Source organism: Methanomicrobia archaeon, assembly GCA_011049045.1.
In the GTDB taxonomy this organism is placed as follows: domain Archaea; phylum Halobacteriota; class Syntropharchaeia; order Alkanophagales; family Methanospirareceae; genus JACGMN01.
This window is the reverse complement of record DSCO01000063.1, coordinates 1-26619: the sequence shown is the minus strand read 5'-3', so window position 1 is coordinate 26619 and position 26619 is coordinate 1. Positions and strand designations below refer to the sequence as shown.

The window sequence follows — 26619 nt, the reverse complement described above, 5'->3', positions numbered from 1 at the left end:
TGAAGAGCTCTTTCCATGTATCGGGATAAAGCGCCTTTAATCTCTCTTTTATGTCGTCGTTCGCTTCTAACAGAAAGTTCGTTGCTCCAAACTCCTTGACCGCGATATTGTTCAGACTTGCCTGCATTCGTTCATGCCGGGGTTCCACCAAGCCATCAGGAGTAATCGTTCCCAGAAACTTCTGTGTAATCTTCTTCGCCCTTCCCTTCTCCTTATCCCATACGCTGGTAACTTTGTAGAGATAGAAATTATTGCCCATTTTCCTGATCTCCGTCCCCTTCTTCTTCTCCCTGAGTACCCAATCCGGATAGCCCATATTACGCAATTACGTAATACAGTATATAAAGGTTTCGCCGGGGTTTCTACTCCTTTTATCGAAAACAGCTCAGGAAACCTCGGACTGGGGGTTATATTACGTAAGTTTGACGGAGTTAGGGATTAACTCTTCTTACCGCCGCGGCGCTTTATGATCGGGCGGATCGCACCACAGGCATCGCACTTCAGCACCCAGATGCGGTCCTGCTTCTCGAAGTGCGTATCAGGCTTATTGCATTCCCAGCAGAGTACGTATTCATCCATATAGCGCTGAATCTGGCGCTCTAACTCCTCGCGCGTGAATCTGCCCTGGAACACCACCCGGTCACCCAGGATCTTGCCCGCAGTTCCAAGCTCGTTGAGCAGGAATTTTATCACGTGCTCCTGCTCACGGCGGATGTAATTACAGACCACATCGAAATTGTCAAAGATCGTGGTCTTGCCCTCTACAAAGACCTTGAGCGGCGGAATAACAAATCGCTCATCGCTGGTCCTCGTGCTCGGTAAGTGCTGCAATGCACGATCCAGAAGCATAACATAATCTTCCATCTGTATCAGCCCCCTATTATGTATCTATGTGCTTATCTGCGCGTGATAGTACCCGCGATCTCCGCCCCGAGGAACGCCGAGGAAGGGATTTGAACCCTTGGGTCCCGTGCGGGACACCGGCTCTCAAGGCCGGCGCTTTAGTCCACTTAGCTACCTCGGCCGCTGGCTTGCCTGCACATTGCGTATCACCGTGTCTGTCTACGGCTTGCGCTCCTTCCACCCGTACTCCCTGCGCATCTTCGTCGAACGGCCAAACCCGCAGGCCACGCAGTACTTCGCGTGCACGCTGAACGCAACGCTCCCGCAGCGACGGCACATAATGTGTGACCGCTTCTGCCGTTTACCCTGTGACGCGGTGCCCTTTACCATGGCTCCTTCTCTCCTGCATCCTTACCTTTGCCTTTCTCTTCGCTCTTCTCCATCTCCGACTGCACTGTTGGTGAGATATACACCACGTTGTCACCGCGCATCAGTATCTCGCCCGCAAAACTCTTGACCGTATCGTCGCCGCCCAGTTCCTCCGCATCGCTCAGAACCAGATTCATATGGAGGTCGTAGCCCTCCAGCAGCCCTCGAAATTCCCGGCCACCTCTGATCCGCACGATGACCGGGGACTTCAGCGCTTTGTTCAACACGTCCAACGGCTTTGGCTTATTCACCATGACCCTCACGTTCTCCTTTCTTCCTTCTCCGGGGCTCCCTCATTCCTTCCTTGATTCAGCCACGTTAGTAATAAATAGAATGATGCTAGCGTAGCTTATATCTTTATTTCACTTCCGATATTTTTATTCTTACAGATCCTCTCTACAAAGAGCAGAAGGAAAATGGCGAAATCGTTTTATCGCTACATCGGCGAGGCATGGAAGCGGCCAAAGGAGTCCTACGTTCAGGAGTTCCGGAAGGAACGATTGATGGACTGGCGGAAGGAGCCTGCAGTTGTTCGGCTCGCGCATCCGACGAGGCTGGATCGTGCCCGATCGCTGGGCTACAAGGCGAAACACGGGATCATTGTCGTGCGCGCCAAGGTACGGCGGGGCGGTCGGCGGAAACAGCGGCCCGTACACGGCAGGAAATCCAAGGGGCTGGGTGTGCACCGGATAACGCCCGCCAAGAGCTTGCAGCGGATCGCCGAGGAGCGCACCGCACGGAAGTACCCCAATATGGAGGTGCTGAATTCGTACTGGGTGGCCGAGGATGGCAAGCGGAAATGGTTTGAGATCATCCTCGTCGAGCCTGCTCATCCCGAGATTAAAGCTGATAAGGATTTGAATTGGATCTGTGGCCCGTCGCACCGGCGGCGAGTGTTCCGAGGCAAGACCTCAGCAGGGAAGAAGGGAAGGACCTGAAGCGTTGAGGAGGCTGGGCGCGGTCGATTTACCGCTGCACGGTGGCAAAGCTCCACCGTGGCTGCTCGTACGCATGAAGCGGTTAGCCCGTGCGATCTTCGAGCTGATCGTGGATGAATACGGTGTGCACGGTGCGATCCAGCGCCTGGCCGACCCGTTGTGGTTTCAGTCTCTCTCCTGCGCGCTCGCTTACGACTGGCACAGCAGCGGGACGACGACCGTGGTGTGCGGTGTTTTGAAATCGGTGATCGAGCCCGAAGAGTTCGGCTTCGGCGTTGCTGGCGGCAAGGGCAAGAGATCGAGATCGACTCTCGCTGATATCGACGCGCTCGGGAACACCTTCAACCTCAGCGAGGCGACCCTCACCGAATTGAAATACGCAAGCCGCATCTCAGCGAAGGTCGATAATGCCTGCCTGCAGGATGGGTATCAGCTCTATCATCACGCCATGTTCGTTACAGAGCGCGGTGAGTGGGCAGTTATCCAGCAGGGCATGAACCCCAGCGATCGGTACGCGCGACGGTACCACTGGCTCTCGTCCTCCCTGAAGGAGTACGTCGAGGAGCCACATCAGGGCATCGTCGGTTCGCACTGTCAAACGGTCCTGGATCTCACGGCGCGCGCGAGCAGAGGCTGCCGCGCAACCTCCGTGGACCTCGTCAAGACCGAGCCGCGCGAGCTGGAGCGCATGTATCGTGATCTAAGCGCGCAGAGCAGGCGGCTACCTGAGCATCAGACCACACTCGCCGCATTCGACATCGTCCCCGATGCAGGGCGCACCTGCGAGCTGACCGCAGGCGACGGGCTTATAATCCGCTTGCCAGCTCGCGTTAACTGGGATGCGCTTCGTGCGGCGTACGACCTGCAGCCGTCGAATTACGAGCAGTTCCTCAGTATCGCGGGCATCGGGCCGGCGACCGTCCGCGCCTTAGCGCTCGTCTCCGAGCTCATCTACGGCGAGCACGCAAGCTGGTGCGATCCCGTGAAGTACTCGTTCGCGTTCGGCGGCAAGGACGGTGTACCGTACCCGGTAGACCGGAGAACGATGGACGAAACGACCGAGCTGTTACGGACCGCGATGAAGAGGGCGAACGTGAAACCAACCGCTGCGTTCACCTCACGTAACTGATGCCTTGACTGACGCATACCCTACCGTTCACATCACCGCTTTGTGCCCTGCGGGCAAATGCCACGCCCGGGAAAGCAAGATTCAAAGCTATTAATAACCACAGTTAAAAGTGTTCCTATGGAGCCGATGAAATTCGCACCCGTTTCGGAGAGCCAGATCACCAGAGCGATCGTGGAGGAGTTCGCAGTCGAGTTGCATGAGTACGTAGAGTCTGATGTCATCATCGTTGGAGGCGGTCCCGCAGGCTTGATGGCCAGCAGAGAGCTGGCTGCTGCAGGTGTGAAAGTGCTGCTCATCGAGCGGAACAATTACTTCGGTGGCGGATTCTGGCTCGGAGGATTTCTCATGAACAAGGTCACGGTGCGCGCGCCAGCTCAGCGTGTGCTTGACGAGCTCGGGGTCCCCTACCGGGAATACAGCGCAGGCTTGTACGTCGCGGACGGGCCGCACGCGTGCTCGAAATTGATTGCCGCCGCCTGTGACGCGGGTGCGAAGCTCATGAACATGGTCGCGCTCGAGGATGTCGTGCTCCATGAAGAGCGAATGCGCGGGATCGTGGTGAACTGGAGCGCGGTATACAGCCTGCCGCGACAGGTAGCGGCGGTTGATCCGGTCTCGTTAGAATCGAAGCTCGTGATCGATGCGACCGGGCATGACGCTTCGGTCGTAAAGAAACTGGAGGAGCGCGGATTACTGCAGACCCGGGGGCAGGGCGCGATGTGGGTGGAGCGCTCCGAGAATCTCGTGCTCGAGCAGACCTCAGAGTTGTATCCCGGATTGATCGTCACGGGCATGGCGGTCTCCACGGCCTACGGACTCCCGCGGATGGGCCCGACCTTCGGCGCGATGTTGCTCTCCGGTAAGAGAGCGGCGGAGATCGCAATTGAGAAGCTCGGGTTGTAATAATGCTCCAACCCGCAAGCCAGTCCAGAGCATGAATAAGACTCATGAAGGCGCTAACGCTCCTGTCAGGCGGGCTCGATTCGATCCTGGCAACGAAACTGGTCCTGGATCAGGGCATCGAAGTGCTGGCCGTCACCTTTAGCTTGCCGTTCACAGCGGAAAAAGTGGATTACGCCAGCCGGATAGCTGAGCGGCTTGACCTTCACCACGTCACCGTTGACGTCGGAACTGATTACCTGGAGGTCATTCGCAACCCGAAACACGGCTACGGCTCCGGCATGAACCCCTGCATCGATTGCCGAATCTATATCCTCAAGGAAGCGAAACGGATTGCTGACGAGCTGGGTGCGAACATTATCGTTACCGGTGATGTGCTTGGTGAACGGCCGATGAGTCAGCACCGGAAGGCACTGGCGCTCGAGGAACGCGAGGCGGGTCTTGAGGGTTTGATCCTGCGACCCTTGTCAGCAAAGCTGCTCCCCCCGACCATAGCGGAACGCGAGGGCTGGATTGATCGTGAGAAGCTGCTCAGCATCTCGGGCAAGAGCCGAAAACCTCAGATCGCGCTCGCTAAGCAGTACGGGCTCCAGGATGCGTACCCCGCGCCCGCGGGCGGCTGTCTCTTGACCGATAAGGAGTTCGCGGCGAAAGTGCGGGATCTGTTCGAGCACACCGAGCGAGTGACGAACCGGGACATCCAGGTCTTGAAACTGGGGCGGCATTTCCGGGTCGGGGTCGCGAAGATCATTGTAGGCCGGAATGAGCGTGAGAATTCGCGGCTGTTAGCACTGAAGATGCCCAACGCGTATGCGTTTGAAGTCCCGGATTGCGGGAGTCCGATCACGATCGTGGAAGGGGCGTGCGAATCGGAGACGATCAGGCTTGCCGCACGGCTGACCGCACGGTATGCGGACGATCGATCCGACCTGGTGGCGGTGGACTACTGGCGTGAAACCGAAGGGCCGCGCAGGCGGATCACCGTATCACCGCTTGAGGACGATGAAGTAGACCGGTTGCGGATCTAACAAAACAACTCCCCAGCTACTGTCTATTCCAGCCTGATCGCGGGGATTTGATCTCCGTGCGTATTCCCATTCGCATCCACGAACGAGGAGCAGGTGATGAGCCCACCCGCCACCGTCTTGCTGGTCGCGGAGATGAGCTGCGGATACGAGCCGGTCCGTAGCTCATAGGTATAGGTCGTACCACCCTGCAGCATGAACGGTTCGGTAAAGGATATCGTGTGCCCGTCGTCATGATAACCGTCCCACGTAGCGTTCATGTCGAGTCCATTCCCGTAAATACGGACGTATTCGGCGTGGCCGCCGGTGCCCGGGCACGGATACGTATAAAGCCGGGAGACAAGCATCGACTGATCTGGCCGGAGGGTACCGGTATGTGTACCCGCGATGCTCGGATAACCGCCGGGCCCCGTGTCGAAGAACCATAAGGGGTCATAGGGCAGTATCGTCAGATTTACACGGGCTTCCCCGGACCATGCCTCATCATCGTCCTGCACCTGAAAGGAAATAACGTGCGTGCCTGCAGACAGATTTGAAGCGGGTATGGCGAACGATTGCGCTGTGCTCAGCTGCCCATCGAGACTCGAACTCCAGTTGTACGCAACCACTATCCCGTCGGCATCCGTACCGCTCCCCGCGAACGTGATGAGATCGAGCACGTGCACCGCGGGATTGGGCGTGACTGAATCGATGTATGCGGTAGGCAACTGATTCGCCAGCACTGCCCGCGCTCGTATGCCCACATCATAGTAATCGCCGGAATACGGATTATACGGTTTCGTGTACTTTGTACCATCACAGCTCCAGTAACTCTCGCCCGAGAAGCTTGCCACTTCTGTCCACGGCGGCAGCCAGGACTCGTTATAAAAGTCGATCGGTATGGGGTACCCGTATCTCCCCGTGGTGAACGTGATCTGGATGATGACGTCGTCGCCGGCATCCAACGGCACGGGCGTATCGAGCGGTATCGAATAATAGCCCCATTCAGTCGTAGTTCCCGTCCGGGTCGTCCCAAGCTGGTCGCTGAAGGTGTAAAATCCTGGATGAGCGGTAACGGTACCGTATACCCGTATCTCGTAATCCATGTTCGTGTCGATCGCCCAGAAGTCCACGGCAGATAGCGTAAGCGCCTGCACGGTGGTGAACCGAACGGCACCGTACGCGGTCAGCTCGCCACAGCCCATCACGTACCCCATCCAGCCGCACTCGTCGTGGTAGAAGAGCTTATCGGTACCCGCTCCATAACTGACGAACGCGCTGGCATCGTCACCGAGATTCGCGGAGCCAAAGGCGACCCAGGCACATCCAGGATAGGGCCCCAGGGCGCCCCAGGTCGTGCCCCATGAATTCTTGATCAGCCACGCTCCCGTGCCCCGGGTATGCGGGAGCGAGTCGTTCCAGCCAATGATCAGGACCGCGTGATTCGGCTGTTCCGGACCCCAGTATTCGTACACGCCGCTGTTGTACCCCCTGAGACCCGCATCACTTGCGTACATCGTGGCTGATACCGGACCATACCGCAGGATCGCGTTCTTAATCAGGTCTACCTGCTGCTCGCCGTGATGCTCCGTAATGGTGCGCCAGTTATCCACGGTTCTGATGACCGGGCAATCGCGGCAGGTTTCCAACGATTCGGCGTACGGATGACAGGTCTCGGCTGCGCCACCCCGTTTCGTGTAATAGTTCGCCGTCATCAGTCCAATGCCCCCTTCACAGAAATCGTAGCCGCCGCTGCTCGACCAGATGTTGCAGTCCCCCACCTCCTGTTCCGAGAAGTCGAATGCCAGACCCTCGCACCGCAAGATATCCGATTCGAGATCCGCGGTCGCCGCGAAGATCCAGCAACTGCCACAGCCGCCCTGCTCCTTGACGGGTGTCACGTGGCCGAGCGCCATAGCATCGTACGAGGCAGGCAGCGACTCGACCGGCGATTCCGCTTGCAGCTCGGTTCGGTCACGCTCTTCCGCGGGCCGGAAGCTGATATGCGCAGGAAGTGGCTCGGTCGGCGGCTCGAGCTGGCGGTAGCTGCAGAGCGCCGCCTGCTCCTCGGGTCTGAGTCGCGTTATCGCGTTCTCGGCCACCGTGTAATTATAGCCCTGCTCATAGACCCGGTACTGGAGTGCCAATACCTCACGGCCCTGCTCGCCGTTCGGGGATACGTAGTCGATCTCCGTGGCGATGCCGGGCGGCAAGGCGATCACGAACAGCACGATGATGGCAACGGTTGTTAATAGAGTTCGCCTCGTCTTCGAGCTTCTCTTCGTCATCTCAAGCATCGCTTACATGCGGTCTATCTCGTTCGGCATCGCTGGTCTCAAGGCCACCGTCACCGCTGTCTCTGGGCGTTGCTCTCCTTCTTCCGCTTCGCCAGCTTCCGTATCGAGTCCAGCTCGTTGCGCGCTATCCTGGTGGCTTCAAGATAGCCACTTTCCAGAGCACCTTTGAGCAGCGTTTCACCCAGCTCCGTACGTACGAAGATCGTGGACCAGCCCTCCTCGGAACCGACCGATCCTACAGAGAGATCCGCAAGTTCGGCAGTATAATCCATGCAGACCAGGCAGCCGTCCCCGATGAAGTCTTTGATCTCACTTAACGGGATTCCCTGCCGGCTCTCTTCAAAGAGGAACAAGTCTTTGCCGCGTATTTCGAACTTGCATATCCCGCTCAACGAGCCGCCGCGACTCTTCTCCGCTACGTAATCCAGGAGCTCAGGCGTGAAGTTCTCCATGCAGAAGAGACCGATCAGCAATTTCACCTTCTCGATTCCGAGATCATAGGGCTGATGTGCGGTCTGCACTTTTCGCAAGCCCTGGATCTGGCAGGGCAAGCCCACAAACCCGATCTTCTCACAGCCCGCCGTCAGAGCGTCTCGTACGCCCGTGACGCTCGGATAGAGCGTGTATTTCGTACCCGCGCCCTCGAGTAACTCCTCAGCGGTTCGCGCTACCTCGGTCTTCGGTCTCCACTGCTCGTCCGAAGTGGTAATTACAGCACAATCGAGTAAGCCGGTCTCCAGCGCGTACGCGAGCAGGGCAGTAACCGCCCCACCATCCTGGGCTTGCTCGAGTATCTCCACCCGCGTGGCGCGCGCGGCATAAACGCTCCGATACAGTCCAAGCTGATCTTCTTCTGCGCGTCGGTGGATCGTGCCGAACAGTCTCCGCTCGATCTCGTCCTGTGGCAGGAATGTGCGCGGGCAGAACGTGTAGCAGAGTCCGCAGACGGAGTCATAGTCATCCACAAAAATCGGCTCCTGCTTGCCATCCACGCTTTTACCGATGTCAATCTTATCGCAAAAGGCCGCGCAGGTCCCACAGAGGCAGCAGATTCGTTTTGCCGTTACTTCGTGCGACAAAGTCAAAAAGCCGCGCTCTAGAAAGGTGGGCAATCGCACGAATTTCTTCGCCGCTCCCGCATCGGGAGCTGCTTCTCGCGCCATCTTACTTCACCCCCGCTTTCTCACGCAATTTCGCGTAGTCTTCATCCACCCGCGCTTGAATACGGTCAATGTCCTTCTCGGTCAGATGCCTGAATCGCCCCTGCCGCCGCAAATAGTCCTTCACCGGTCTCAGCACGGGGAAATCCAAACTCATGCGATAATCACCGTTGATCACCTCATACAGCGGGAAGATACCGGTCTCAACGGCCAGGCGGCCGAACTCGATCGTCTCCTCCGGCGCGCACCGCCAGCCGGTGGGGCAGACCGAGAGTATATGCAGGTAGGCGGGGCCTTCGGTCTCCAGACCTTTCTGTACCTTCTCCATCAGATCGAGCGGATACGACGGGCATGCGGTCGCCATATAAGGGATCCGGTGTGCCACGACGATCTCAGGCATGTTCTTCTTCCAGGTCATCTGCCCGATGCTATGCTTGCCCACCGGCGCGGTGGTCGTCCACGCGCCATACGGTGTTGAGGAAGACCGCTGAATGCCGGTGTTCATATACGCTTCATTATCAAAGCAGCAATAGAGGATGTTATGGCCTCGCTCCAGCGCGCCGGATAAAGCCTGTAAACCGATATCCGTGGTGCCGCCGTCGCCCGCGATCCCGACGAATTTAACGCCGCGATCCGGGATCTTCCCCTTTCGTATACGCGCCTTATACGCGGATTCAACGCCAGAAACGACCGCGCCCACATTCTCAAACAGCGTGTGTATCCAGGGCAGACGCCACGTGGTCTGGGGCAGTAACGACGAGAAGATCTCGATGCAGCCCGTTGCGTTCACGACGATCACGTTCGTGCCGAGTGCTTTGCAGACATGCCGAACGGCGAGTGCCTCACCGCAGCCGATGCAGGCACGATGCCCGGGTGCAAAGTTCTCATCCGTCGTGAGCAGCAGTGGCGTGAACAACTCCGCTGCTTGCTCAAGATCGTTCCGTTCTCCTTCCCCCCGCATCGAAGCCATCACTCCCTCACCCCTATGATCTCGGGCTCGAGCTCTTCACCCAGCGTTACCAGCTGCGCTTTTTCCTCACCGCGGTTGATCATGTATTTGAACTCGTCTAACGTCACGTCCCGACCGCCAATCCCTGCGATATAGCTCACGATCGCGAGATCCTGCCGCTTATCGTAGAGTGCCGCTTTTACCTCGCCGCAGACCGGTCCACCCATACCATAGGAGATTGCACGATCCAGCACCAGCAGACAGTCAAGATTCTTGACCGCCTCCCGCAATTCGGCGAACGGAAACGGTCGCCAGAGTCGCAGACGAATAAGGCCTACCGCCTTCCCTTCGGAACGCAGCTCGTCGATCGCCAGCATCGCACTCTCACTGATGCTGCCCATGGTCAGCAGCGCGGTGCGCGCGTCTTCCATGCGATAAGTCTCTACCGGCTCGTAAGATCTGCCGAAGGTCTCCTTGAACACCTTCCAGACCTCCAGGATCTTTGACTTCGACGCTTCAAACGCGACGTTCTGCGCCATCTTCGCCTCGAAATAGATGAACGGCGGACCATAGCAGCCCATGCTCACCGGCTTCGCGGGATCCAGCACGAACGGATACTCATAATCCGGGATGAAATCGGCGACGTCTGCTTCCGCTGGCAGCTCCATGTCCTCGGTGACATGAGAGAGATAAAAGCCGTCAATATGGACCATCGCGGGGAAGAGAACGTCCTGATCTTCTGCCATACGGTAGGCGCAGACGGTAAGGTCAAACGCCTGCTGATTGTTCTCCGCGAAGATCTGGATCCAGCCGATGTCACGCAGCGCCATGGCGTCAGAATGATCGCACCAGACCGAAAGCGGCCCTGACAATGCGCGGTTCGCCGCCACGGCGACCACCGGGAGCCGCATTGACGCGGGTATGTAGAGCACCTCATGCATCAATTCCAGGCCCTGGCCTGCGGAGCAGGTGAACACCCGGGCGCCCGCTGCCGAGGCACCGACGCAGGCGCTCATGGCTGAATGCTCCGATTCAACACAGATGAACTCCGCATCTAGCTCGCCATCGGCGATCATCTCCGCCAGGCGCTCGACGATGTGTGTCTGCGGCGTAATGGGATAGGCTGAGATCACATCCGCATTCACCATTCGCACCGCCTCCGCGATAGCAAAGGAGCCTTCCAATCCCACTAATCTTCCTTTCGTCATCTTCTATCAGACAAATCCTCCCATATCATCGTTTGAATCACGGAACAGGCTGAGAAGTGCGGTTCGTCTACCGAAACGGTTCATTCCTCCTCTTCCTCTACCATCTCGATAACACCGCGTGGACACTCGTGCGCGCAGATACCACAGCCTTTGCAATAGTAGAGGTCAGCCTCGAAGAAGCCCTCGTCGTCCTCACTGATGCACCCTTCGGGACAATAGATGTAACAGGCACCGCACTTGATGCATTTCGTATTGTCTCTGATCGGTCGTGTCGAGCGCCACTCGCCCGTCTTCGTGGACGCTGCGCTGCCCGGCTCGGTGACCACACAGCCGAGCTCCAGGTCTTTCCACCCCTTCTGTTTCGCTCCCATCTTTTCTCCTCACCTCTCGCCCTTTTATGTATGGCACGAGACTCCGCTTTAGCTCACCACGGTCTCGTCATACGCGCGCCGCATCGCTTCGCTGTTCTTCGCGGCCACCTTGCCGAACCGCGCATTCAACGGCTCCTCCAGCGAGTCAAGCGCCACGATCTTGGTCGCTTTGATCAGTGCCCCCAGCATGGTCGTGTTCACGATGGGTAGACCTAAGACCTCGCGTGCAATGCCCAGAGCATCAATTGTGGCCACCGTCTTCGCTCCCAGCTCCCGCTTCAACTCCGCGTGCGATTTCCTGGTGTTGATGACCGCTGTGCCCTCAGGCTTCAATCGTGCCAGCACGTCGCCGACCGCGAGCAAGCCCGGGTCGAGCACGACGATCACGTCCGGTTCAGCAATTTCGGTCCGTATCTTGATCCGTTCGGTATCGCTCACCCGTAGAAAAGCAAGAACGGGCGCGCCGCGCCGCTCGGGCCCGAACGAAGGCATTGACTGCGCGTGCTTGCCCTCGTGAATCGCCGCATGAGCCACCAATTCCGCCAGGGTAACGCCACCTTGCCCCCCTCTTCCGTATATAACAATCTCCTTCATTTCTTTCGATCAAGCTCAGGAAAAGATTTTCTCCGCGTCGTAGCGTAGCGTAGTATACTATACTACACAATAATACTGCCTAAAAACTTTTCGATTCTTTCCAGAGCCTCCTTTAGTTCGTTCAGAGATACGGCATACGCGCACCGCAGGTGCCCTTCTCCCGTCGGTCCGAAGGTCTCGCCCGGGATCACGACGACCTTCTCCTCCATGAGGAGCCGCTTGGCGAACTCGGCGGAGCTGAGCCCGGTATGCTTGACCGAGGGGAAGGTATAAAACGCACCTTTCGGCTCGAAACAGGTTAATTCCAATCGATTCAGCCGGTCCACGAGCCAGCGCCGCCGGCGGTTGTACTCCCGCACCATCCGGTCAACCTCGTCCTCGCAGCGCAGCGCCTCGATCGCAGCCATCTGTGCCGTTATCGGTGCGCACATCATCACATATTGATGGATCTTCATCATCGCCCCGATGAGCTCACGGTTGCCCGCAGCATAGCCCAACCGCCAGCCGGTCATTGCGTACCGTTTCGAGAAACCGTTCAGCAGTATCGTTCGCTCCTTCATGCCGTTCAGCGCAGCGAAGCAGGTATGTGTGCCTTCGTACGTCAACCGGCCATACACCTCGTCTGAGATCACCAGCAGGTCGTGCTCGCTCACCACATCGGCGATCTCTTCCAGGTCTTTCTTGCTCATTATCGCACCGGTCGGATTGTTCGGATAGTTCAGAACGATGGCTTTGGTACGTTCCGTGATCCGCTCCTCGAGCTGCTCGGCACGGATCTTAAAGTCGTCCTCCGCGCGGGTCGGGACGCTCACGGGCGTGCCACCGGTGAAGATCGTGCATGCGTTATAGCTCACGTAGGTTGGCTCATGGAGTAGGATCTCCTCGCCGGGATTGGTGATCGCGCGGAGTGCGATATCGGATGCTTCGCTGACGCCCGTTGTGACCAGGAGCTCGCCTTTTGGATCATAATACACGCCGGACTCCTTATAGATCGACTCGGCGAGCGCTTCACGTAATTCCAGCAGCCCCCAGTTGGACGTGTAAGAGGTATATCCCTTCTCCAGGGCGAATATACAGGCCTCGCGGATACTCCAGGGCGTTACGAAATCCGGCTCGCCAACGCCCAGCGAGATCGCTCCCTCCATGCCCTGCGCGATATCGAAGAACTCGCGTATCCCCGAGCCTTTCACGTGCCGTACCCGATCGGCAACCCGGTCTAACATATAATACTCACTCTACTCTTAGTGTCGAGGTTTTAAAAGAGCGCGTGGTTTTGTCGGCCTGATTCTGGTTACAGGGTCACCGCCAGCCGCTTGCCTTTCTCCTCGTCGGCGAAGCTCTCGCCGTTCTCCTTGTAAGTCTTCAGGATGAAATGAGTCACGGCTTTACGTACCTGCTCGAGTGTCGCGATCTTTGCGGCTACGAAATAGGCGACCTCATGCATCGTCCGCCCGGAGACCATGATCGAGAGGTCATACTCGCCCGAGACTAACCGGACCGACTGCACCTCCGGGAACCGCGAGATCCGCTCTGCAATGGTGTCGTAGCCCGTGTCCCGTTCCGGACTGACGTTCACGTCGATTAAGGCTTGCACGGTCTCGATGCCTGCCTTCGCGTAGTTAATGACCGCTTTATACTTCTTCACAATCCCCTTACGTTCCAGATCTGCGATGATCGCCTTCACGTCTGTCTCCTCAAGCCCCGTCATACGCGCAATCTCCGCATCACTGAGCCGTGCGTTCTCCTCCAGCATGCTCAGGATCTCTTCCTCATTCTCTACCCCTTGTTCACCCATCCAACTCACCTCTTTCCTCATTACAGAAACCGAAATACCTCGGGTAACTCGCCCACAGCAGCGCGGAACTTTTGCGGCCAGTTCTCGCTATCCAGTCCCTTTTGTGCCAGGAACACGGCGGCCCAGCGCTCCAAACCCACACCTGAGCACCCTGACCACAGGTCCTGCCCGCTCTGCAATTTCACGCTGAACCCCTGCGGGTACTTATCGCCGTTCACACTCACATTCTGGAACTCGAGCCACTTGTCGCTATAGGGCAGCATCGCCTCGTAATCGGTGGTTCCGACCTCGCGTAACTCTGATAACCCCGCTTTGCCCTCCTGCGCCATGAACCAGGGGGTGACCCATGCCTCGCGCCACTCGATGTCGAGGATGTCATCGAAGATGTGCCGGTATTTCTCATGCAGTACGTTCGCATGCGCGATCGTCTGCTCCTTCGTACCGATCCAGACGATCTCGACGCGATGGAATTCATCGAGCCGCTCGATCCCGTGAAGGCCGCCACTCTCATACCGATAGGAAGTCCCCGAACGATCGAAGACCGTGATCGGTAAGATATCGTCCGGGAGGGTCTTCCCCTGCAGAAACACCCAGAAGGGCGGGCACTGCGCATAGCACATCCCACCGACGTTCTCGATCTTACCCATGATCATATCGACCGGGACTTCGTTCGTCACCTTGTAATAATCTATCACGTCCTCCCAATACTCAGGATCGCGTGTCTTCGGCGTGCAGACGTAGTAGGCCTCGGGATAAATCCCCTTTGCGTGCCCTGAGCGTTTCCAGACGTCCCAGGCGACGAATTTGGGGAAGATCATCTCGTTATAGCCCAACGGTATCAGGAGCTCGTCGAGCAGCATCTTCTCGAAGGTTCGGAAGATCCGCGTCACCTGCGGTCCGTAAACGTACTGACCTCTGCCTGCCGCGTGCTCCAGCCAGCCTCGTTTCAGCATCTCAGCCGTAGGATCTTTATCAGAGTGGTACTGCTTCTTCGCACTCGCAAAGAGCAGTTCCCAGTGCTCCGATTTACCTCTCCAGCGAGCCGCGTCCAGTTTATCCTCCAATAAGCGGATGAGGCGATCGGGGATTCGCTTATCCAATGCGGATTCATCGAGCTCAAGCAGGAGTTCTAACCGACCCTGCGCCTGGTTTATCTCCTTAACAAAGGGCAATTTCCGTAGCTGCAGGCCTTCACCCGCGGCCCAATCGAGCGTGATCCGGTACTCCGCGATCTCAACGCCACGTATACCGATGCGGTGGTTACCCAGGAGCTTCGCGAGCTCCTTCTTCAGCCTGAGGAGCGCATCATGCGCCCGGACGAACCGATCGGAAACGATCGTGAGGGTGATTGTATCATCGAGGATGTCCCCGGAAACGATCTTCGCACCACAACCGGGGGGTGCACCTCTCGTTAAGAGCTCCGTATTGGCGCTTCTCACGAATTCCGCGAACTCCTCACGAGCAACCTTATCGTGAACACGCGCACTGCAGTTCAGAGCGACGTGCAGCTCGAAGATCATCTCCCGGGGCTTCTCAGTTTCTTCAGTCATCAATCAGGGTTCTCCACCGCCAGATTCACCATTTCCAGAGCCACTTTCGCGTTCAGCAGGTAATCGTCGACACTCGCAATGAGCGTCCCGAGCTGCTCGGTCTTGATATACGTGACGGCGCGTTGAGCAACGACAACGGTCCGCATCGACGCGGTATTATCCTGCATAAGCGGAATCGCAGCCAGATCCGCGTGCTCGTCTTGTATCTCAATTCGTGCTTTGATCTTCATTTGGGCTACATTTAAATGTGCTCGCCGCGTATAAAAGGTGTAGAGTAGCAAGAATACATGTTCGATTATATCGTTGTTGTGGTCACTGACGATCTTGATGTGCAGCGGTTGGCCTGCTCGCCGTTCAGTAAGGAGATAGTGCTCGATTCGGCATTCCTCCCGGTCTCTGAAAGCGGCTGGCATGGTGCTGCGGGGAACGGGCTCGGCACGCTCTTCGCGATCAAGAACGCGAGTGATGCGTTCGGGACTGACCTCGTGGCTGAGGTGAAGCGGGGTAAGAGCGTGCTCATCGTGCACACGGCCGGCATCGGCTCACGAAATCTTATCACACGGACGGTCAAGAACAAGGCGCTCATTGAGGTGCCGAACCTCACGCTCTTAGAGGGCGTGATCAAGCAGTTTCAGGACTATGCAATACCGTCCCGTATCCTCGTTACCTGGGGCGACCAATTCTTACTGCTCGAGGACCGTCCGGAGGACATACAGAATCTCGCGCAACGGACGCATGTCATGCTCTTCGGGATACGGGCGGAGCTCACTGAGGAGCTGGCAAGCACCTACGGGATCCAGATCGTGTGCTGTGCAGAAGGTGAGGGATGTAAACTGCTCGATTTCGAGGATACGCGTAATTACGCGGTGGCGAAGGCGCTGGTGGAGAAATGGCAGGGCGAAGTCATGGTAAACATGGGTATGTTCGCGCTGAGCGGTGCCGCGGCAGAGCAGATGCTCGCAGCATTCCGCGACGCGCTTGCGGCACGAGAAGGGGCCTTCAACTCGGACGAACTCTGGCAGACCTGGGTCTCGCCGGAGTATGAGGCTCGTGCGTGGCTCCGCGAGCGCGCAGCCCGTATACGAGCCGAGCTTACGCGTACGGACTCGCTGGCTCTGATAACGAGCTTTCCGTTGAGCGATAGAACGATCTGGGAGGATTTCGGCACGAATGCGAGCTATTACCGGAGCATGATGAAGCTCCTCGAGAAGCATGAGGTCGGCCGTCGGTTGCGCGCCTTTTTAGCCGTCGATTTCCGTTCATTCGAATCCGGCTGCACGGTCTCCCGCTCCATCTTCGATGACGCAGAAATCGCCGGCGGCTCAGCCGTTGATAGCATTATTGTGAACTCCTCGGCGAAGCATGCGGAACTCGAGCAGGCATGCGTCTTCAACTCGACGTTGCATACTTTGAAAGGTAAACGGTGCGTGGTGTACAATGTCGTCGATCACGGTGAGCTCGAACTCGAGGATTCCGTCCTCATCGACGTCTTTCATCCGCGTAAGGGGAAGATACGGCTGACCATACCGATTGGCGCCGAGCAGGGGCCGGAAGCCGAGTGGTGGCATGTGCGCCTCCCGGAGAATGCCTGTGCGCTCTGTGACGTTGCGGAACTCTTGATCGGCGTCTCGGACGGCGAGCGCGAGGCAACAAAGTTCCTGTTTGAGCGCGTGGCGCGAACGGTGATCTCAGGCGGTAAGCAGTTACCGCAACTGGTTGCGCGTCCGTTCACCGTGAAGCCGTTCGTGGAGCCGAAGCCCTGGGGCTACGAGTTCTGGTGTGTCTCGCCACGGAGCTCTGCGGAGTTAGACCCTGAGCTGGAAGCGTTGACATTGGACGATCTGGCCTTGCTCTACCCGGTGCAGATTCTGGGTGGGGCCGGTGAATCGAAGAAGTTCCCGCTGATCGTGAAGCTCATCAAAGCGGACGAGAACCTCTCCGTGCAGGTGCATCCGGACGACGCATACGCGCTCGGCATGGGCGATGCGTACGGTAAGGAAGAGGTATGGCACGTCCTGGAGGCGGAGAAGGGCGCGACGATTTACCTTGGCCTTGCAGCGGTTATGAACAAAGAATCTGTTCTGAGCACCATAGAAGCCGAAACATTTCTGTCTCGATTATCTGCGTTCGAGGCCCAGGTCGGCGATGTGTACCATATCCCCGCGGGTGTTGTGCACGCGTTAGGCGCTGGTGTAAAGGTCTATGAGGTGAGCACCGCATCCGAACGAACCTTCCGGCTCTATGATTATGGCCGGGGCCGGGAGTTGCATCTGCAGGACGGGATGAACGTGCTGAACGTAACTGAAGGTGGTTTGGGAGCAGCGCTGAAGACGGAGCCGACGCTGCTGCGGATGAACGATGAGTTCGAGCACTACCAGCTCTTGCAGGGCAAGCACGTTGAGTTACAATCGTTCAAGATAACGGGCGGGTTTGAAACGATTACCGGGGCTAAGCTACAGGTGCTGACCTGTGTCGGAGGAATGGTGACGATAAAGACGGAGTCAGGAGCGATAGACTTAAGACCGCAGGAAACGGCCGTGGTGCCCGCATGCGTGACCGCATTTGATCTGGGGGGTCACGGAAGAGTTATATGCGCACAATTTACAGGTAACCGATAAATGATCATCGACAGGACCACCTATCGGGCGAACGATATCAGGGGCATTGCAGACCCGTCGCATCCTGACTACCAGCTCACGGACGAGTTCTGCTATCTCACGGGGTTGGCGTACGTCGAGCTCCTGAAGAAGCATCGTGGTAAGGAACCGCACGAGCTGCGCGTTGTGGTGGGCAAGGACGTGCGAACGAGCGGGCCGCGGATGCAAGCCGCATTTATCAATGCGCTCATGGATCACGGTGTGCACGTGCTTGATATCGCGCCCGCATCGAAAGTGAGTAGCACACCGCTCCTGTACTTCGCGACCTGGCTCTTTGACGCGGACGGCGGTGTGGAAATAACGGGCAGCCATCTCGATAAGGAGTGGAACGGCTTCAAGCTCTGCGTGGGCTCGGAGAGCATGACCGAGCAGCATGTCCGCGAGCTGTTCGAAACCGCACGTGAGCTTGAAAAAGCGTTCGAAGCGGGCACGTTACACGTATTCAGCCCGGGTGTCTGCGAGCTGGAAGAGGTGGACGTGCTGGCGGATTACCAGGCCATGATCGCGGCGAACATCATCTTGAGAGACCGCTGGGAAGCTCTGGCGTTCGAGTCGCTTGCAGGTAAGATCCCGTTGCAAGAAGCGCTTGCCACGGCGAGCAAGGAGATCGAGCAGCTGCCGGAGGAGCAGCTGAAGCCGTTTAGGGGGTTGAGGATCGTCTATGACGCGGGTAACGGGACGACCGGTGTGATCGCGCCACCGCTTTTCCGGGAGCTTGGCGCGGAAGTCGTTGAGCTCTACAGCGAGCCGGACGGCACCTTCCCGCATCATCTACCCGACCCGACAATCCCGCGGTTCATGGCGGATCTGACGGCTGAGGTGGCTCGGACGAACGCGCACATCGGTCTGTCCTCAGACTGCGACGGTGACCGTGCAGGTGCGGTCTCACCCACCGGCAAGCTGATCATCGGCGAGCAGATCCTCGCACTGCTCTGCAAGCATATTCTGAAGGAGCATCCGGGTGCGACGATCGTCTACGATACCAAATGCTCGGACGCGATCAAAGAGATCATCGCGGAGAACGGCGGGCGACCGGTGGAATGGAAGACCGGTTTCTCGTTCATCAAGACGAAGATGACGGAAACGGCCGCGATCGCCGGTGGCGAGATGTCCGGGCATGTATACTTCGATAAGAACAATCGCGCGGACGACGCGGTTTTCGCGTTCTCGGAGCTCCTGCTGCTTACTGCTGATGAAGTACGGTCCGGGAGATCAACGGACGTGGTTGACGAGCTGCTGACAGAGTTCAGACGGCGGTACGTGAACACGCCGGAAATCCGGATACCGGTGATGAGCGACGAGGAGAAAGAGCGCGTGAGTGATGCTGTTGAGCAGTATTACCGCGAGCTTGCCGCGACTCACCCGAATCAGTACAAACGACGAGTTGACGAACAGGGCAACGATATCGATGGTGTAAAGATCGATTTTGTGGACGAGGCGGGCTGGGCGCTGATACGCCGCTCGAACACCTCACCTGTAATTATACTGCGGATGGAGGCGCGCACCTCGGACGGACTTGAGAGGATCGAGGAGCAGGTGCTCCGGAAGTTTCAGGAGTTCGTAACTGTTGATCTTACGGCTGACGAGTACGTTAAAGGGATTATGAGCAGGCTAGCACGCGGATAAACCTACCGTGTAAGTGGGTGATGTTCTCTGGGGTTGGCATGCAAGCGTTCTATCTATTTATTGATATCTACCATACGGTCCCCGCCAGGTATCAGCTATCTCTATGAATTTCTCATAGCCGTTTTCCCGGATAAATGCAAGTGCCTGTCGGTATTTCTTGTATTTATAGCCCTTTTTGCCATAAAATTCGTTCAGTATTTCACACGATAGATAATCAGGGCAATCGGCACAGGTCTCATAGTTCCGTTCCTTGAAGCAGCATACTTTCATCTTACACTTAGCTTTTGTAATATCTCGTTCGCCACGTTCGTAGCCTAATTTACAACCACGACAACTGTTGTCTAGTAGTGCAGGGCATGTTTTACAATATGCACCACAACAGCCAAGTTCGCGGATCGTCATGGGTTACTGTTTCTTTCCTCGGTATGACAAAACGCCCATGGAGAAAAGTGCTACTACAACCCGCAACAGCCCTAACCCGATAGCGCCGATGACGCCAATGAGGAGTCCTTTCTCTTCCATGTGCTCGCCCCGTTCCTTGGTTATCCGTAGTTCCCTCTGCTGAAGCCCGGAACCGTGTCGCAGTAGGGACAGGAGTACCTGATCTCCTGTTTGAAGAACCATCTGCCGTGCACTCCTCGCTTAACGTCCTGTAACGAGAGCCGCAGTTTACAATACGGACATACCAGCAGGTTTAGTCACCCCTTTCCTCTTATTTGACCTTGCCCTCGCTTACTTTCTGTTCTGAGTTTATTCATTCTTACCTTTTTCGTCTCCGAATGCCGCTCTTTGTACACCCGCACCCAACAGACTCGCTCTGCAAGATGACAGCGCCTGCTATAAATGGGGCAATCGCCCGTCAGGATGTACATTCCAAAACGAGCGTCACACCGTCTTTGTCCTTGCGGAGACCGCAAAGCTTAAAACCGCAGAAATTAAAGAAGGTTCTGCGTAGAGGAGAACGCTTCAGTCAGGCCAATATTACTCAAAATAGCGTAGCTCGCTGAAGTATTGTCTCCGCTGTTTGTGCCCTACCTAAGTGGAGAAGAACGAAACGAAGTACTGTTCGGCAGCTCGGAGGCATGCATGCTTATGAACCTTCACCAACTGACGATCTTCAGCGTTCTCGCGGTTACGCTGGTTTTGTTCGTCTGGAATCGCTGGCGCTATGATGTCGTGGCCCTCCTGGCCTTGCTGGTGGTCGCTATTGCCGGTCTGGTGCCGCCCGAGGAGGTTTTCGCGGGTTTTGGACACCCGGTGGTGTTGACGGTGGCGGCCGTATTGGTACTCAGCCGCGGATTGATCAATGCCGGCGCTGTGGACAGCATCGCGCGGTACCTGGCGCAATTAGGCTCCAGACCTGCTCTTCAGGTCGCGGCACTGACGGGTATCGTCGCACTCTTTTCGGGATTCATAAACAACGTAGGTGCGCTCGCGTTACTGATGCCGATCGCCATCTGGATGTCGCGCAGAGGCGGGTATTCCCCTTCTCTGCTGCTCATGCCGCTGGCTTTCGGTTCCCTGCTTGGCGGGTTGCTCACGCTGATCGGAACACCGCCGAACATTATTATCGCCGCTTATCGCGAGCAAACGGGCATGCCCGCGTTCGGGATGTTCGACTTCTTACCGGTGGGCGGAGGAGTGATGATTGTTGGACTGGTCTTCATCACGCTGCTTGGCTGGCGGCTGACGCCGCAGCGAAAAGAGGCGGCAGCAAGCGATGAACTTTTCAGGATCAGCGAGTACATCACCGAACTCCGCGTTGCTGAGAATTCCAAGTTCGCAGACCGCCCCCTCTACGACTTGCTGGCCTTAACAGAGAAAGAGGCGGATGTGGTTGTGGTCGGCCTGGTCCGTGGAGAACGGTGGCAACAGGCGCCATCAACCTACGAGGTTTTGCGGCAGGGCGACATTCTCGTGGTTGAAGCGGATTCTGAGAGTATTCAACGGTTTGTTGACCTTACCGGTCTCACGCTGGCCGAAAGCGTCAGTACTGAGGAGGACGGCAAGAAGCAGACAGCGGGAGAGATCGACATTCTCGAAGCAGTCGTCACCCCTGAGTCATTGCTGGTTGGAAGAACAGCGACCATTCTAAGCCTGCGCAAGCGTTACGGGATAAATGTTCTTGCGGTTGCCCGACAAGGGCAGCGGCTGCGGGAGCGACTGAGCAAGATCCGGTTTGTAATTGGCGATATCCTGCTGTTGCAGGGGAATGAGGATTCGTTGCGAGCTGCCCTGACCGAACTGGGTTGTTTACCACTGGCGGAGCGCGGATTGCGCATCGGCAAGCCCCGGAAGCTCATTCTGGCAGTAGGGATTTTTAGCGCGGCGCTCGCCCTGGTCGCCTTGAACCTGCTCCCTGCGGCGACCGGCTTGGTCTGTGGTGCAGTCGCGATGGTGATTGCCGGGATTCTCTCGCCACGCGAGGCAGTTAAGAGTATCGATCTGTCAATCGTCGTGCTGCTGGCGGCCATGATCCCCGTTGGCATGGCGCTTGAAACCACCGGTGGCGCCCAACTTATCGCCGACGGGTTATTGAGCATCGCGCACTCCACACCTCCCGCGGGAACGATCGCCCTTCTCCTGATCGCGACGATGCTCCTCTCGAACGTGGTGAACAACGCCGCTGCTGCGATCCTCGCGGCACCCATCGCGATCAACCTTGCGCGGGGCATGGAGGCTTCGGCCGACCCGTTCTTGATGGCGGTGGCGATCGGTGCTTCCTGTGCATTCCTCACCCCGATAGGCCATCAATCGAATACCCTGGTGATGGCGCCTGGCGGGTACAAGTTCGGCGATTACTGGCGCATGGGCCTTCCGCTATCCCTGTTGGTGGTCGCGACGGCTGTCGCTCTGATCATGTGGGTCTGGCCCCTCTAGCACGAGTAGTATCCGGCGCAAGCCCGCGATTGATCTCACCCTCTTTGAGTATCTCCTTGACCCGCCCGACGTCGCCGGAGGTGAGGCGGACTTTGATGCCGTGGGGGTGATGCGGTGACGTGGTCAGAATGTCTTTGACCACACCTTCCGTCCGCTTCCCGGTTCGTTGATCTTTCTTCAGCACAATTGCTACTCGTAGCCCCGGTTTTATACTCGCTCGGTTCGTTCCGTTCATAAAAAAGCCTCTCAATCTCCTTCTCCGTATTCAGCAATAAAAGAGCTCATAATCAGTTTCAACGAAACGGTCTTCTTCTCACCACCCTCTGCTCTGGGATCTCTCTATCGCCCATGTTCACGAAAATACAACTATGGTGTTGATAAGACAAAAAATTTTGGGATAGGGCTTTTAATACACGTAAATATATATTCACTTGAGTTGCATGAGGAGAGCAAAAAAATGCCGACGGTAAAGAAACTGGTCATTATTGGCTGCGCGGGTATGGGAGGTCCGGCGGCCATGATGACAAAGAGGATGGACCCCGCGGTGGATGTGACCCTGATCAGAGAGGAAGAGCATTTCCTGACCAGATGTGCAGTCCCTTACATCGCGGTTGAGCAGGCGACGGTGGCCGCTTCGGTCAAGGATGACGGGATGTTTCATACAGCAGGGGTGAACCTGGTGAAGGCGCCCGCAACGAGCATAAACCGGAAAGAAAAGACCGTTACCACTGCTGACGGTGCAGTTTATCCCTACGATACCCTTATTTTAGCCACCGGTGGTAAAGCTATCGTTCCACCGATCCCCGGTGTGGACCTCGAAGGCGTGTTCACGGTCCGCTGGAGTAGCGATGCCGAGAACATACGAAACTGGATAAAAGAGAAGCGAGTAAGAAATGCGGTCGTTTACGGTGCTGGAGCATGTGGTTTGGAGATGGCTTATCTGATCTCCCAGAAGGGGGTGAAAGTGACGGTCGTCGTCAGGTCATATATCGGGCGGACGGTAGGCCTCGATACCGATATGTCCAGCGAGCTGGAGCACCATTTCGCAGAAAAAGGCGTTGTTATCCGGTCGCGAGCGGTAATTACGAAGATTCTCGGTGAAAAGGTAGTGGAAGCGGTTGAATTATCAACGGGTGAGAAGATCGCTGCGGACATGGTTATTGTAGCCTTAGGTGTGCGGCCACGGGCCGAACTTGCCGAAACGGCCGGACTCGAGATGGGTGAATATGGCGTGCAGGTGAACGAATACCTTCAGACCTCAGATCCAGATATTTACGCTGGTGGTGATCTGATCGAGTATGAATGCGAAATTACCCGAAAGCCTGTTCTTGGACAGATACGACCAAATGCGGTTATCGGTGGCAGAATTGCGGCAAAGAACATTCTGGGGTACGGGATCAAATTCCCGCGATTATTGAACAGTTTCGCCGCAAAAATGTTCGATAAGTCGATCGCGTCGGTCGGAATCACCGAAGCTATAGCGAAAGAGGAAGGGTTTGATGTATTCGTTGCGAAGAAGAGTGCAAAGAGCAAGCATGTTATGATCGAAGGTGGAAAACCATACACCGTTAAGTTGCTCTTCGAGAGGACCACCAAAAAAGTCATCGGGGCACAGATCGTTGCGGATGACGAGCGTTCTGTCAGGTATATCGACGTCATTTCACTTGCCATAAGGAATGGCTGGACCGCCCGGGATTTAACCACGCTCAGATGCGCAGGTCAACCGGAACTATCGCCAGAGCCAAGTGCAGAGCCGATTGCGTTAGCCGCGGAAGATGCATTCAAAGAGCTGTATCCCCTTCCACGGTGAATGGAGGAACGTATCTCAACCTGAGGGTCCTGTAAGCTAAGCGGTGAGAGGTGGTTATCCCGGCGGAGAGCAGTGCTTACTTACACAGTAACCTTTCTGAACAGCGCCGCGCCGGCGACCAACATGAATACGGTAAACCCTACCAGTACCACAAAGCCCATGAATGGATGCACCTGTGAGGTGCCCGTTAACCCGTACCGGATCCCCTCCACACCGTAGGTCAGTGGGTCGAACAGCGTCAGCGACCGCAACCACGAGGGCAGGCTATCGATCGGGAAGAGCGCTCCGGAAAGCCCGAATATCGGGAAGATCACGAAGTTCATGATGAGCTGGAAGCCGTGCATGTCCTCCATCTTTGATGCGATCGCGATGCCGAGCGCCGTGAAAGAGAGCCCGATGAGCACCATAAATGTTGCGGCAATCAGGAGCCCGAGCATACGGGTGATGCTCAGGCCCAAGAACAGTGACAGAACGAGTATGATGGAGCCCTGGATACACGCGGTGGTCGCGCCACCCAGGGTCTGACCCAGCATGATCTCCAATCGTGAGACGGGTGCCACCAGCGTCTCTTTCAGGAAGCCAAATTGCTTGTCCCAGATGATCTGGATACCGGAAAAGACCGAGGTGAAGAGCACGCTCATGGCCACGATTCCGGGCACGATGAAGCCCGTGTAGTCCTGTCCCGCGCTGTCGGGAATTCGCACCACCGAATTGAGCCCGAAGCCGAGCACGAGCAGGAAGAAGAGCGGCATACCCAGACTGCCGAGTATCCTGCTCTTCGATCGTACATACCGTTTCATGCTCCGTAACCAGATCGTGTACACAATGTCCATGGTACGTATGGTATCTTCCGCACCTACCGCCGGTGCAAGCGATGCATCATCCGCATCTGATCCTTGCTGCTCGCTTCCTCTTCCCGCATCATCCTGCCCGTATAGTAAAGAAAGACATCTTCGAGCGTCGGCTTACGGATCGAAATCGACTCGATCTCGCAGCCATTCGTCGCGGAGAGGCGCGCAAGCTCGGCAACGTGCCGCTCCGCATTCTGCAACGTGATGGTAACAGAGCCATCATGCGACTCTGCCTGAGTGACCCAGGATAACGCTTTGAGGTGCGCAGCGAGTTTGTCCGGTTCTGATGCTTTAATGGTGATAACGTCGCCGCCAAGCTCTTCTTTCAGCTTCGCCGGCGTATCCAGTGCAATGATCCTGCCTTTATCGATTATCGCTACACGATCGCAGAGCCGGTCCGCTTCGTCCATATAGTGGGTCGTGAGAATGATCGTAACGTTCTTCTCCTTATTCAAGTGCTCGATATACGCCCAGAGATGGTTCCTGGTCTGCGGATCCAACCCCAGCGTCGGCTCATCCAGGAACAGCACCTTCGGCTCGTGCAGTAACCCTCGAGCTATCTCCAGCCGCCGTCGCATCCCGCCCGAAAAGGTCTTTACCAGATTATCCTTCTTCTCCTCCAGTTCAACCAGCCGCAACAGGTCAATGATCTTCTGCTGCCGCACCTCCCACGGGATACGATACAGGCGTCCGTGAAAGTCCATATTCTCATACGCCGTCAGCTCCTCATCGAGGCTCTGATCCTGAAAGACGATGCCGATCGATTTCCGGACGTCGTCCTCATTTTTGATGATCTCGAAACCGTTCACCCGCGCGGACCCGGACGTTGGCCGTAACAAGGTGGAAAGCATCGAGATGGTTGTCGTCTTACCCGCGCCGTTGGGCCCGAGCAATCCGAAGATCTCACCGCTGGTTATCGTGAACGAAACGCTGTCCACTGCGGTAAACCCATTAAACGTCTTCGTCAGATTTTCAACTACTATGGCGGGCATCTTCTTTTATTTATCACCGCAGACACCTTAAGTCGCTAAGGCAGTGCTCGAGAATCGCTACAGCCTGATCCCTATTGTTCGAAGTTACGTCATCGAGCAGCTCGCGCATCTCGAAGAGCAGTTCTCTCAGCGTTATGTGCTCTTCGCCGAAGATCTCGATCAACAGGTTTCTCAACTGCAGATGCTTCTCGCGGGATTCCTTCTTGTGCGCTTTCAGGGTGCGTAAGGTCTCTTCGCCGCTTTCGGTGAGCGCAAAGATATGCTTTGACCGCTTACCAATTTCGGCTACTGCTATGAGACCCTCATCCTCTAACTGGTTCAGGATCGGATAGAGCGTACCTTTGCTCGGTACCCATATCCCTTCCGTCTTCACTCCGACCTCTTTAAGCAGTTCATACCCGGATTTCGGCTGCTGCTTGAGCGAATGCAGAACGAAGAGGGCGAGCAAGCCCCGCTCTCTTCCGCCCTCCGGGGCGAACGTCCACAGGCCCGTCATCGCTTACTCGATCGAGTACTAGTGTCTTGACCAGGTAATTCTTAGACATAGTAGGGGGATAGTTTTTGGTCGGCATTCTGTCTTGTAAAGCGCCAGTCGATTCTCTTATACTGTTTGTTTCTCCGCTTTTCCCAGGCTAT

General features: G+C 56.7%; 27 protein-coding genes and 1 tRNA gene. 8 read left to right on the top strand and 20 right to left on the bottom strand.

Features of this window, described 5'->3' with window-relative positions:
- The 5 genes from ENN68_09370 to ENN68_09350 form a co-directional block, all read right to left on the bottom strand.
- On the bottom strand, positions 1-316 hold a 316-nt coding region (locus tag ENN68_09370), incomplete at its 3' end, for an IS1634 family transposase (GenBank protein ID HDS46270.1).
- Between the two features lie 122 nt (positions 317-438).
- A complete protein-coding gene (locus ENN68_09365; GenBank protein ID HDS46269.1) occupies positions 439-864 on the bottom strand; it encodes a translation initiation factor IF-2 subunit beta in 426 nt (141 codons plus the stop codon).
- 74 nt (positions 865-938) lie between these two features.
- Positions 939-1024, bottom strand: a tRNA-Ser gene (locus ENN68_09360).
- Positions 1025-1062: 38 nt separating this feature from the next.
- On the bottom strand, positions 1063-1233 hold the full coding sequence (locus ENN68_09355) for a 50S ribosomal protein L37e (GenBank protein HDS46268.1): 171 nt from the start codon (positions 1231-1233) through the stop codon (positions 1063-1065).
- Positions 1227-1526, bottom strand: coding sequence for a small nuclear ribonucleoprotein (locus ENN68_09350; GenBank protein ID HDS46267.1), 300 nt, complete (start codon positions 1524-1526; stop codon positions 1227-1229). The genes ENN68_09355 and ENN68_09350 overlap by 7 nt, the downstream gene beginning before the upstream one ends.
- A 162-nt stretch (positions 1527-1688) precedes the next feature.
- Between ENN68_09350 and ENN68_09345 the strand changes: the two genes are divergently transcribed.
- The 4 genes from ENN68_09345 (at position 1689) to ENN68_09330 (ending at position 5267) form a co-directional block, all read left to right on the top strand.
- Positions 1689-2210, top strand: a complete 522-nt coding sequence (locus tag ENN68_09345; protein HDS46266.1) for a 50S ribosomal protein L15e — start codon at positions 1689-1691, stop codon at positions 2208-2210.
- 4 nt (positions 2211-2214) lie between these two features.
- Complete coding sequence (locus ENN68_09340; protein ID HDS46265.1) at positions 2215-3339, top strand: DUF763 domain-containing protein; 1125 nt, start codon at positions 2215-2217, stop codon at positions 3337-3339.
- A gap of 126 nt (positions 3340-3465) precedes the next feature.
- Complete coding sequence (locus ENN68_09335) at positions 3466-4242, top strand: thiazole biosynthesis protein (GenBank protein HDS46264.1); 777 nt, start codon at positions 3466-3468, stop codon at positions 4240-4242.
- A 44-nt stretch (positions 4243-4286) separates the two neighbouring features.
- On the top strand, positions 4287-5267 hold the full coding sequence (locus ENN68_09330) for a DUF814 domain-containing protein (GenBank protein ID HDS46263.1): 981 nt from the start codon (positions 4287-4289) through the stop codon (positions 5265-5267).
- A 23-nt stretch (positions 5268-5290) separates the two neighbouring features.
- Here the strand turns inward: ENN68_09330 and ENN68_09325 are convergent, their stop codons facing one another.
- The 10 genes from ENN68_09325 to ENN68_09280 form a co-directional block, all read right to left on the bottom strand.
- Entirely contained in the window at positions 5291-7540 is a 2250-nt protein-coding gene (locus ENN68_09325; protein ID HDS46262.1) for a hypothetical protein, read from the bottom strand.
- A gap of 50 nt (positions 7541-7590) precedes the next feature.
- Positions 7591-8703, bottom strand: coding sequence for a coenzyme F420 hydrogenase (locus ENN68_09320; protein HDS46261.1), 1113 nt, complete (start codon positions 8701-8703; stop codon positions 7591-7593).
- Position 8704: 1 nt separating this feature from the next.
- A complete protein-coding gene (locus tag ENN68_09315) occupies positions 8705-9661 on the bottom strand; it encodes a pyruvate synthase subunit beta (protein ID HDS46260.1) in 957 nt (318 codons plus the stop codon).
- Between the two features lie 8 nt (positions 9662-9669).
- Positions 9670-10857 (bottom strand): pyruvate ferredoxin oxidoreductase, encoded by a 1188-nt coding sequence (porA, locus tag ENN68_09310; protein HDS46259.1) that lies wholly within the window; start codon positions 10855-10857, stop codon positions 9670-9672.
- An 80-nt stretch (positions 10858-10937) separates the two neighbouring features.
- On the bottom strand, positions 10938-11228 hold the full coding sequence (gene porD / locus ENN68_09305) for a pyruvate synthase subunit PorD (protein ID HDS46258.1): 291 nt from the start codon (positions 11226-11228) through the stop codon (positions 10938-10940).
- A gap of 48 nt (positions 11229-11276) precedes the next feature.
- Positions 11277-11822: a pyruvate synthase gene (locus ENN68_09300; protein HDS46257.1), complete on the bottom strand. Its 546-nt coding sequence runs from the start codon at positions 11820-11822 to the stop codon at positions 11277-11279.
- A gap of 62 nt (positions 11823-11884) precedes the next feature.
- Entirely contained in the window at positions 11885-13045 is a 1161-nt protein-coding gene (locus ENN68_09295; protein HDS46256.1) for an aminotransferase class I/II-fold pyridoxal phosphate-dependent enzyme, read from the bottom strand.
- Between the two features lie 68 nt (positions 13046-13113).
- On the bottom strand, positions 13114-13617 hold the full coding sequence (locus ENN68_09290) for an Lrp/AsnC family transcriptional regulator (GenBank protein HDS46255.1): 504 nt from the start codon (positions 13615-13617) through the stop codon (positions 13114-13116).
- Positions 13618-13637: 20 nt separating this feature from the next.
- A complete protein-coding gene (locus ENN68_09285) occupies positions 13638-15137 on the bottom strand; it encodes a serine--tRNA ligase (GenBank protein HDS46254.1) in 1500 nt (499 codons plus the stop codon).
- 29 nt (positions 15138-15166) lie between these two features.
- Positions 15167-15397 carry a hypothetical protein gene (locus ENN68_09280; protein ID HDS46253.1) on the bottom strand — a complete coding sequence of 77 codons (231 nt, stop codon included), beginning with the start codon at positions 15395-15397 and terminating at the stop codon, positions 15167-15169.
- 57 nt (positions 15398-15454) lie between these two features.
- Here ENN68_09280 and ENN68_09275 point away from each other — a divergent pair, with 57 nt between their 5' ends.
- The gene (locus ENN68_09275) at positions 15455-17785 is read left to right on the top strand and encodes a hypothetical protein (GenBank protein ID HDS46252.1); all 2331 of its coding nucleotides are present in this window, start codon (positions 15455-15457) and stop codon (positions 17783-17785) included.
- On the top strand, positions 17786-19450 hold the full coding sequence (locus ENN68_09270) for a phosphomannomutase/phosphoglucomutase (GenBank protein ID HDS46251.1): 1665 nt from the start codon (positions 17786-17788) through the stop codon (positions 19448-19450).
- A 57-nt stretch (positions 19451-19507) separates the two neighbouring features.
- Here the strand turns inward: ENN68_09270 and ENN68_09265 are convergent, their stop codons facing one another.
- The gene (locus tag ENN68_09265) at positions 19508-19852 is read right to left on the bottom strand and encodes a DUF3795 domain-containing protein (GenBank protein HDS46250.1); all 345 of its coding nucleotides are present in this window, start codon (positions 19850-19852) and stop codon (positions 19508-19510) included.
- 690 nt (positions 19853-20542) lie between these two features.
- Here ENN68_09265 and ENN68_09260 point away from each other — a divergent pair.
- Positions 20543-22330, top strand: a complete 1788-nt coding sequence (locus ENN68_09260; GenBank protein HDS46249.1) for an SLC13 family permease — start codon at positions 20543-20545, stop codon at positions 22328-22330.
- Here the strand turns inward: ENN68_09260 and ENN68_09255 are convergent.
- Entirely contained in the window at positions 22308-22565 is a 258-nt protein-coding gene (locus ENN68_09255) for a YwbE family protein (GenBank protein ID HDS46248.1), read from the bottom strand. The two genes, ENN68_09260 and ENN68_09255, sit on opposite strands and share 23 nt — an antisense overlap.
- A 222-nt stretch (positions 22566-22787) precedes the next feature.
- On the opposite strand from ENN68_09255, the gene ENN68_09250 reads away from it, so the two are divergent.
- A complete protein-coding gene (locus ENN68_09250) occupies positions 22788-24140 on the top strand; it encodes a pyridine nucleotide-disulfide oxidoreductase (GenBank protein HDS46247.1) in 1353 nt (450 codons plus the stop codon).
- Between the two features lie 80 nt (positions 24141-24220).
- Here ENN68_09250 and ENN68_09245 read toward each other — a convergent pair whose 3' ends face one another.
- From ENN68_09245 to ENN68_09235, 3 genes are read right to left on the bottom strand one after another with little or no spacing between them, the layout of a single operon-like run.
- On the bottom strand, positions 24221-24973 hold the full coding sequence (locus tag ENN68_09245; protein HDS46246.1) for a multidrug ABC transporter permease: 753 nt from the start codon (positions 24971-24973) through the stop codon (positions 24221-24223).
- A gap of 23 nt (positions 24974-24996) precedes the next feature.
- Positions 24997-25983 carry an ATP-binding cassette domain-containing protein gene (locus tag ENN68_09240; protein HDS46245.1) on the bottom strand — a complete coding sequence of 329 codons (987 nt, stop codon included), beginning with the start codon at positions 25981-25983 and terminating at the stop codon, positions 24997-24999.
- A 13-nt stretch (positions 25984-25996) separates the two neighbouring features.
- Entirely contained in the window at positions 25997-26479 is a 483-nt protein-coding gene (locus ENN68_09235; GenBank protein ID HDS46244.1) for a PadR family transcriptional regulator, read from the bottom strand.
- Positions 26480-26619 lie beyond the last annotated feature (140 nt).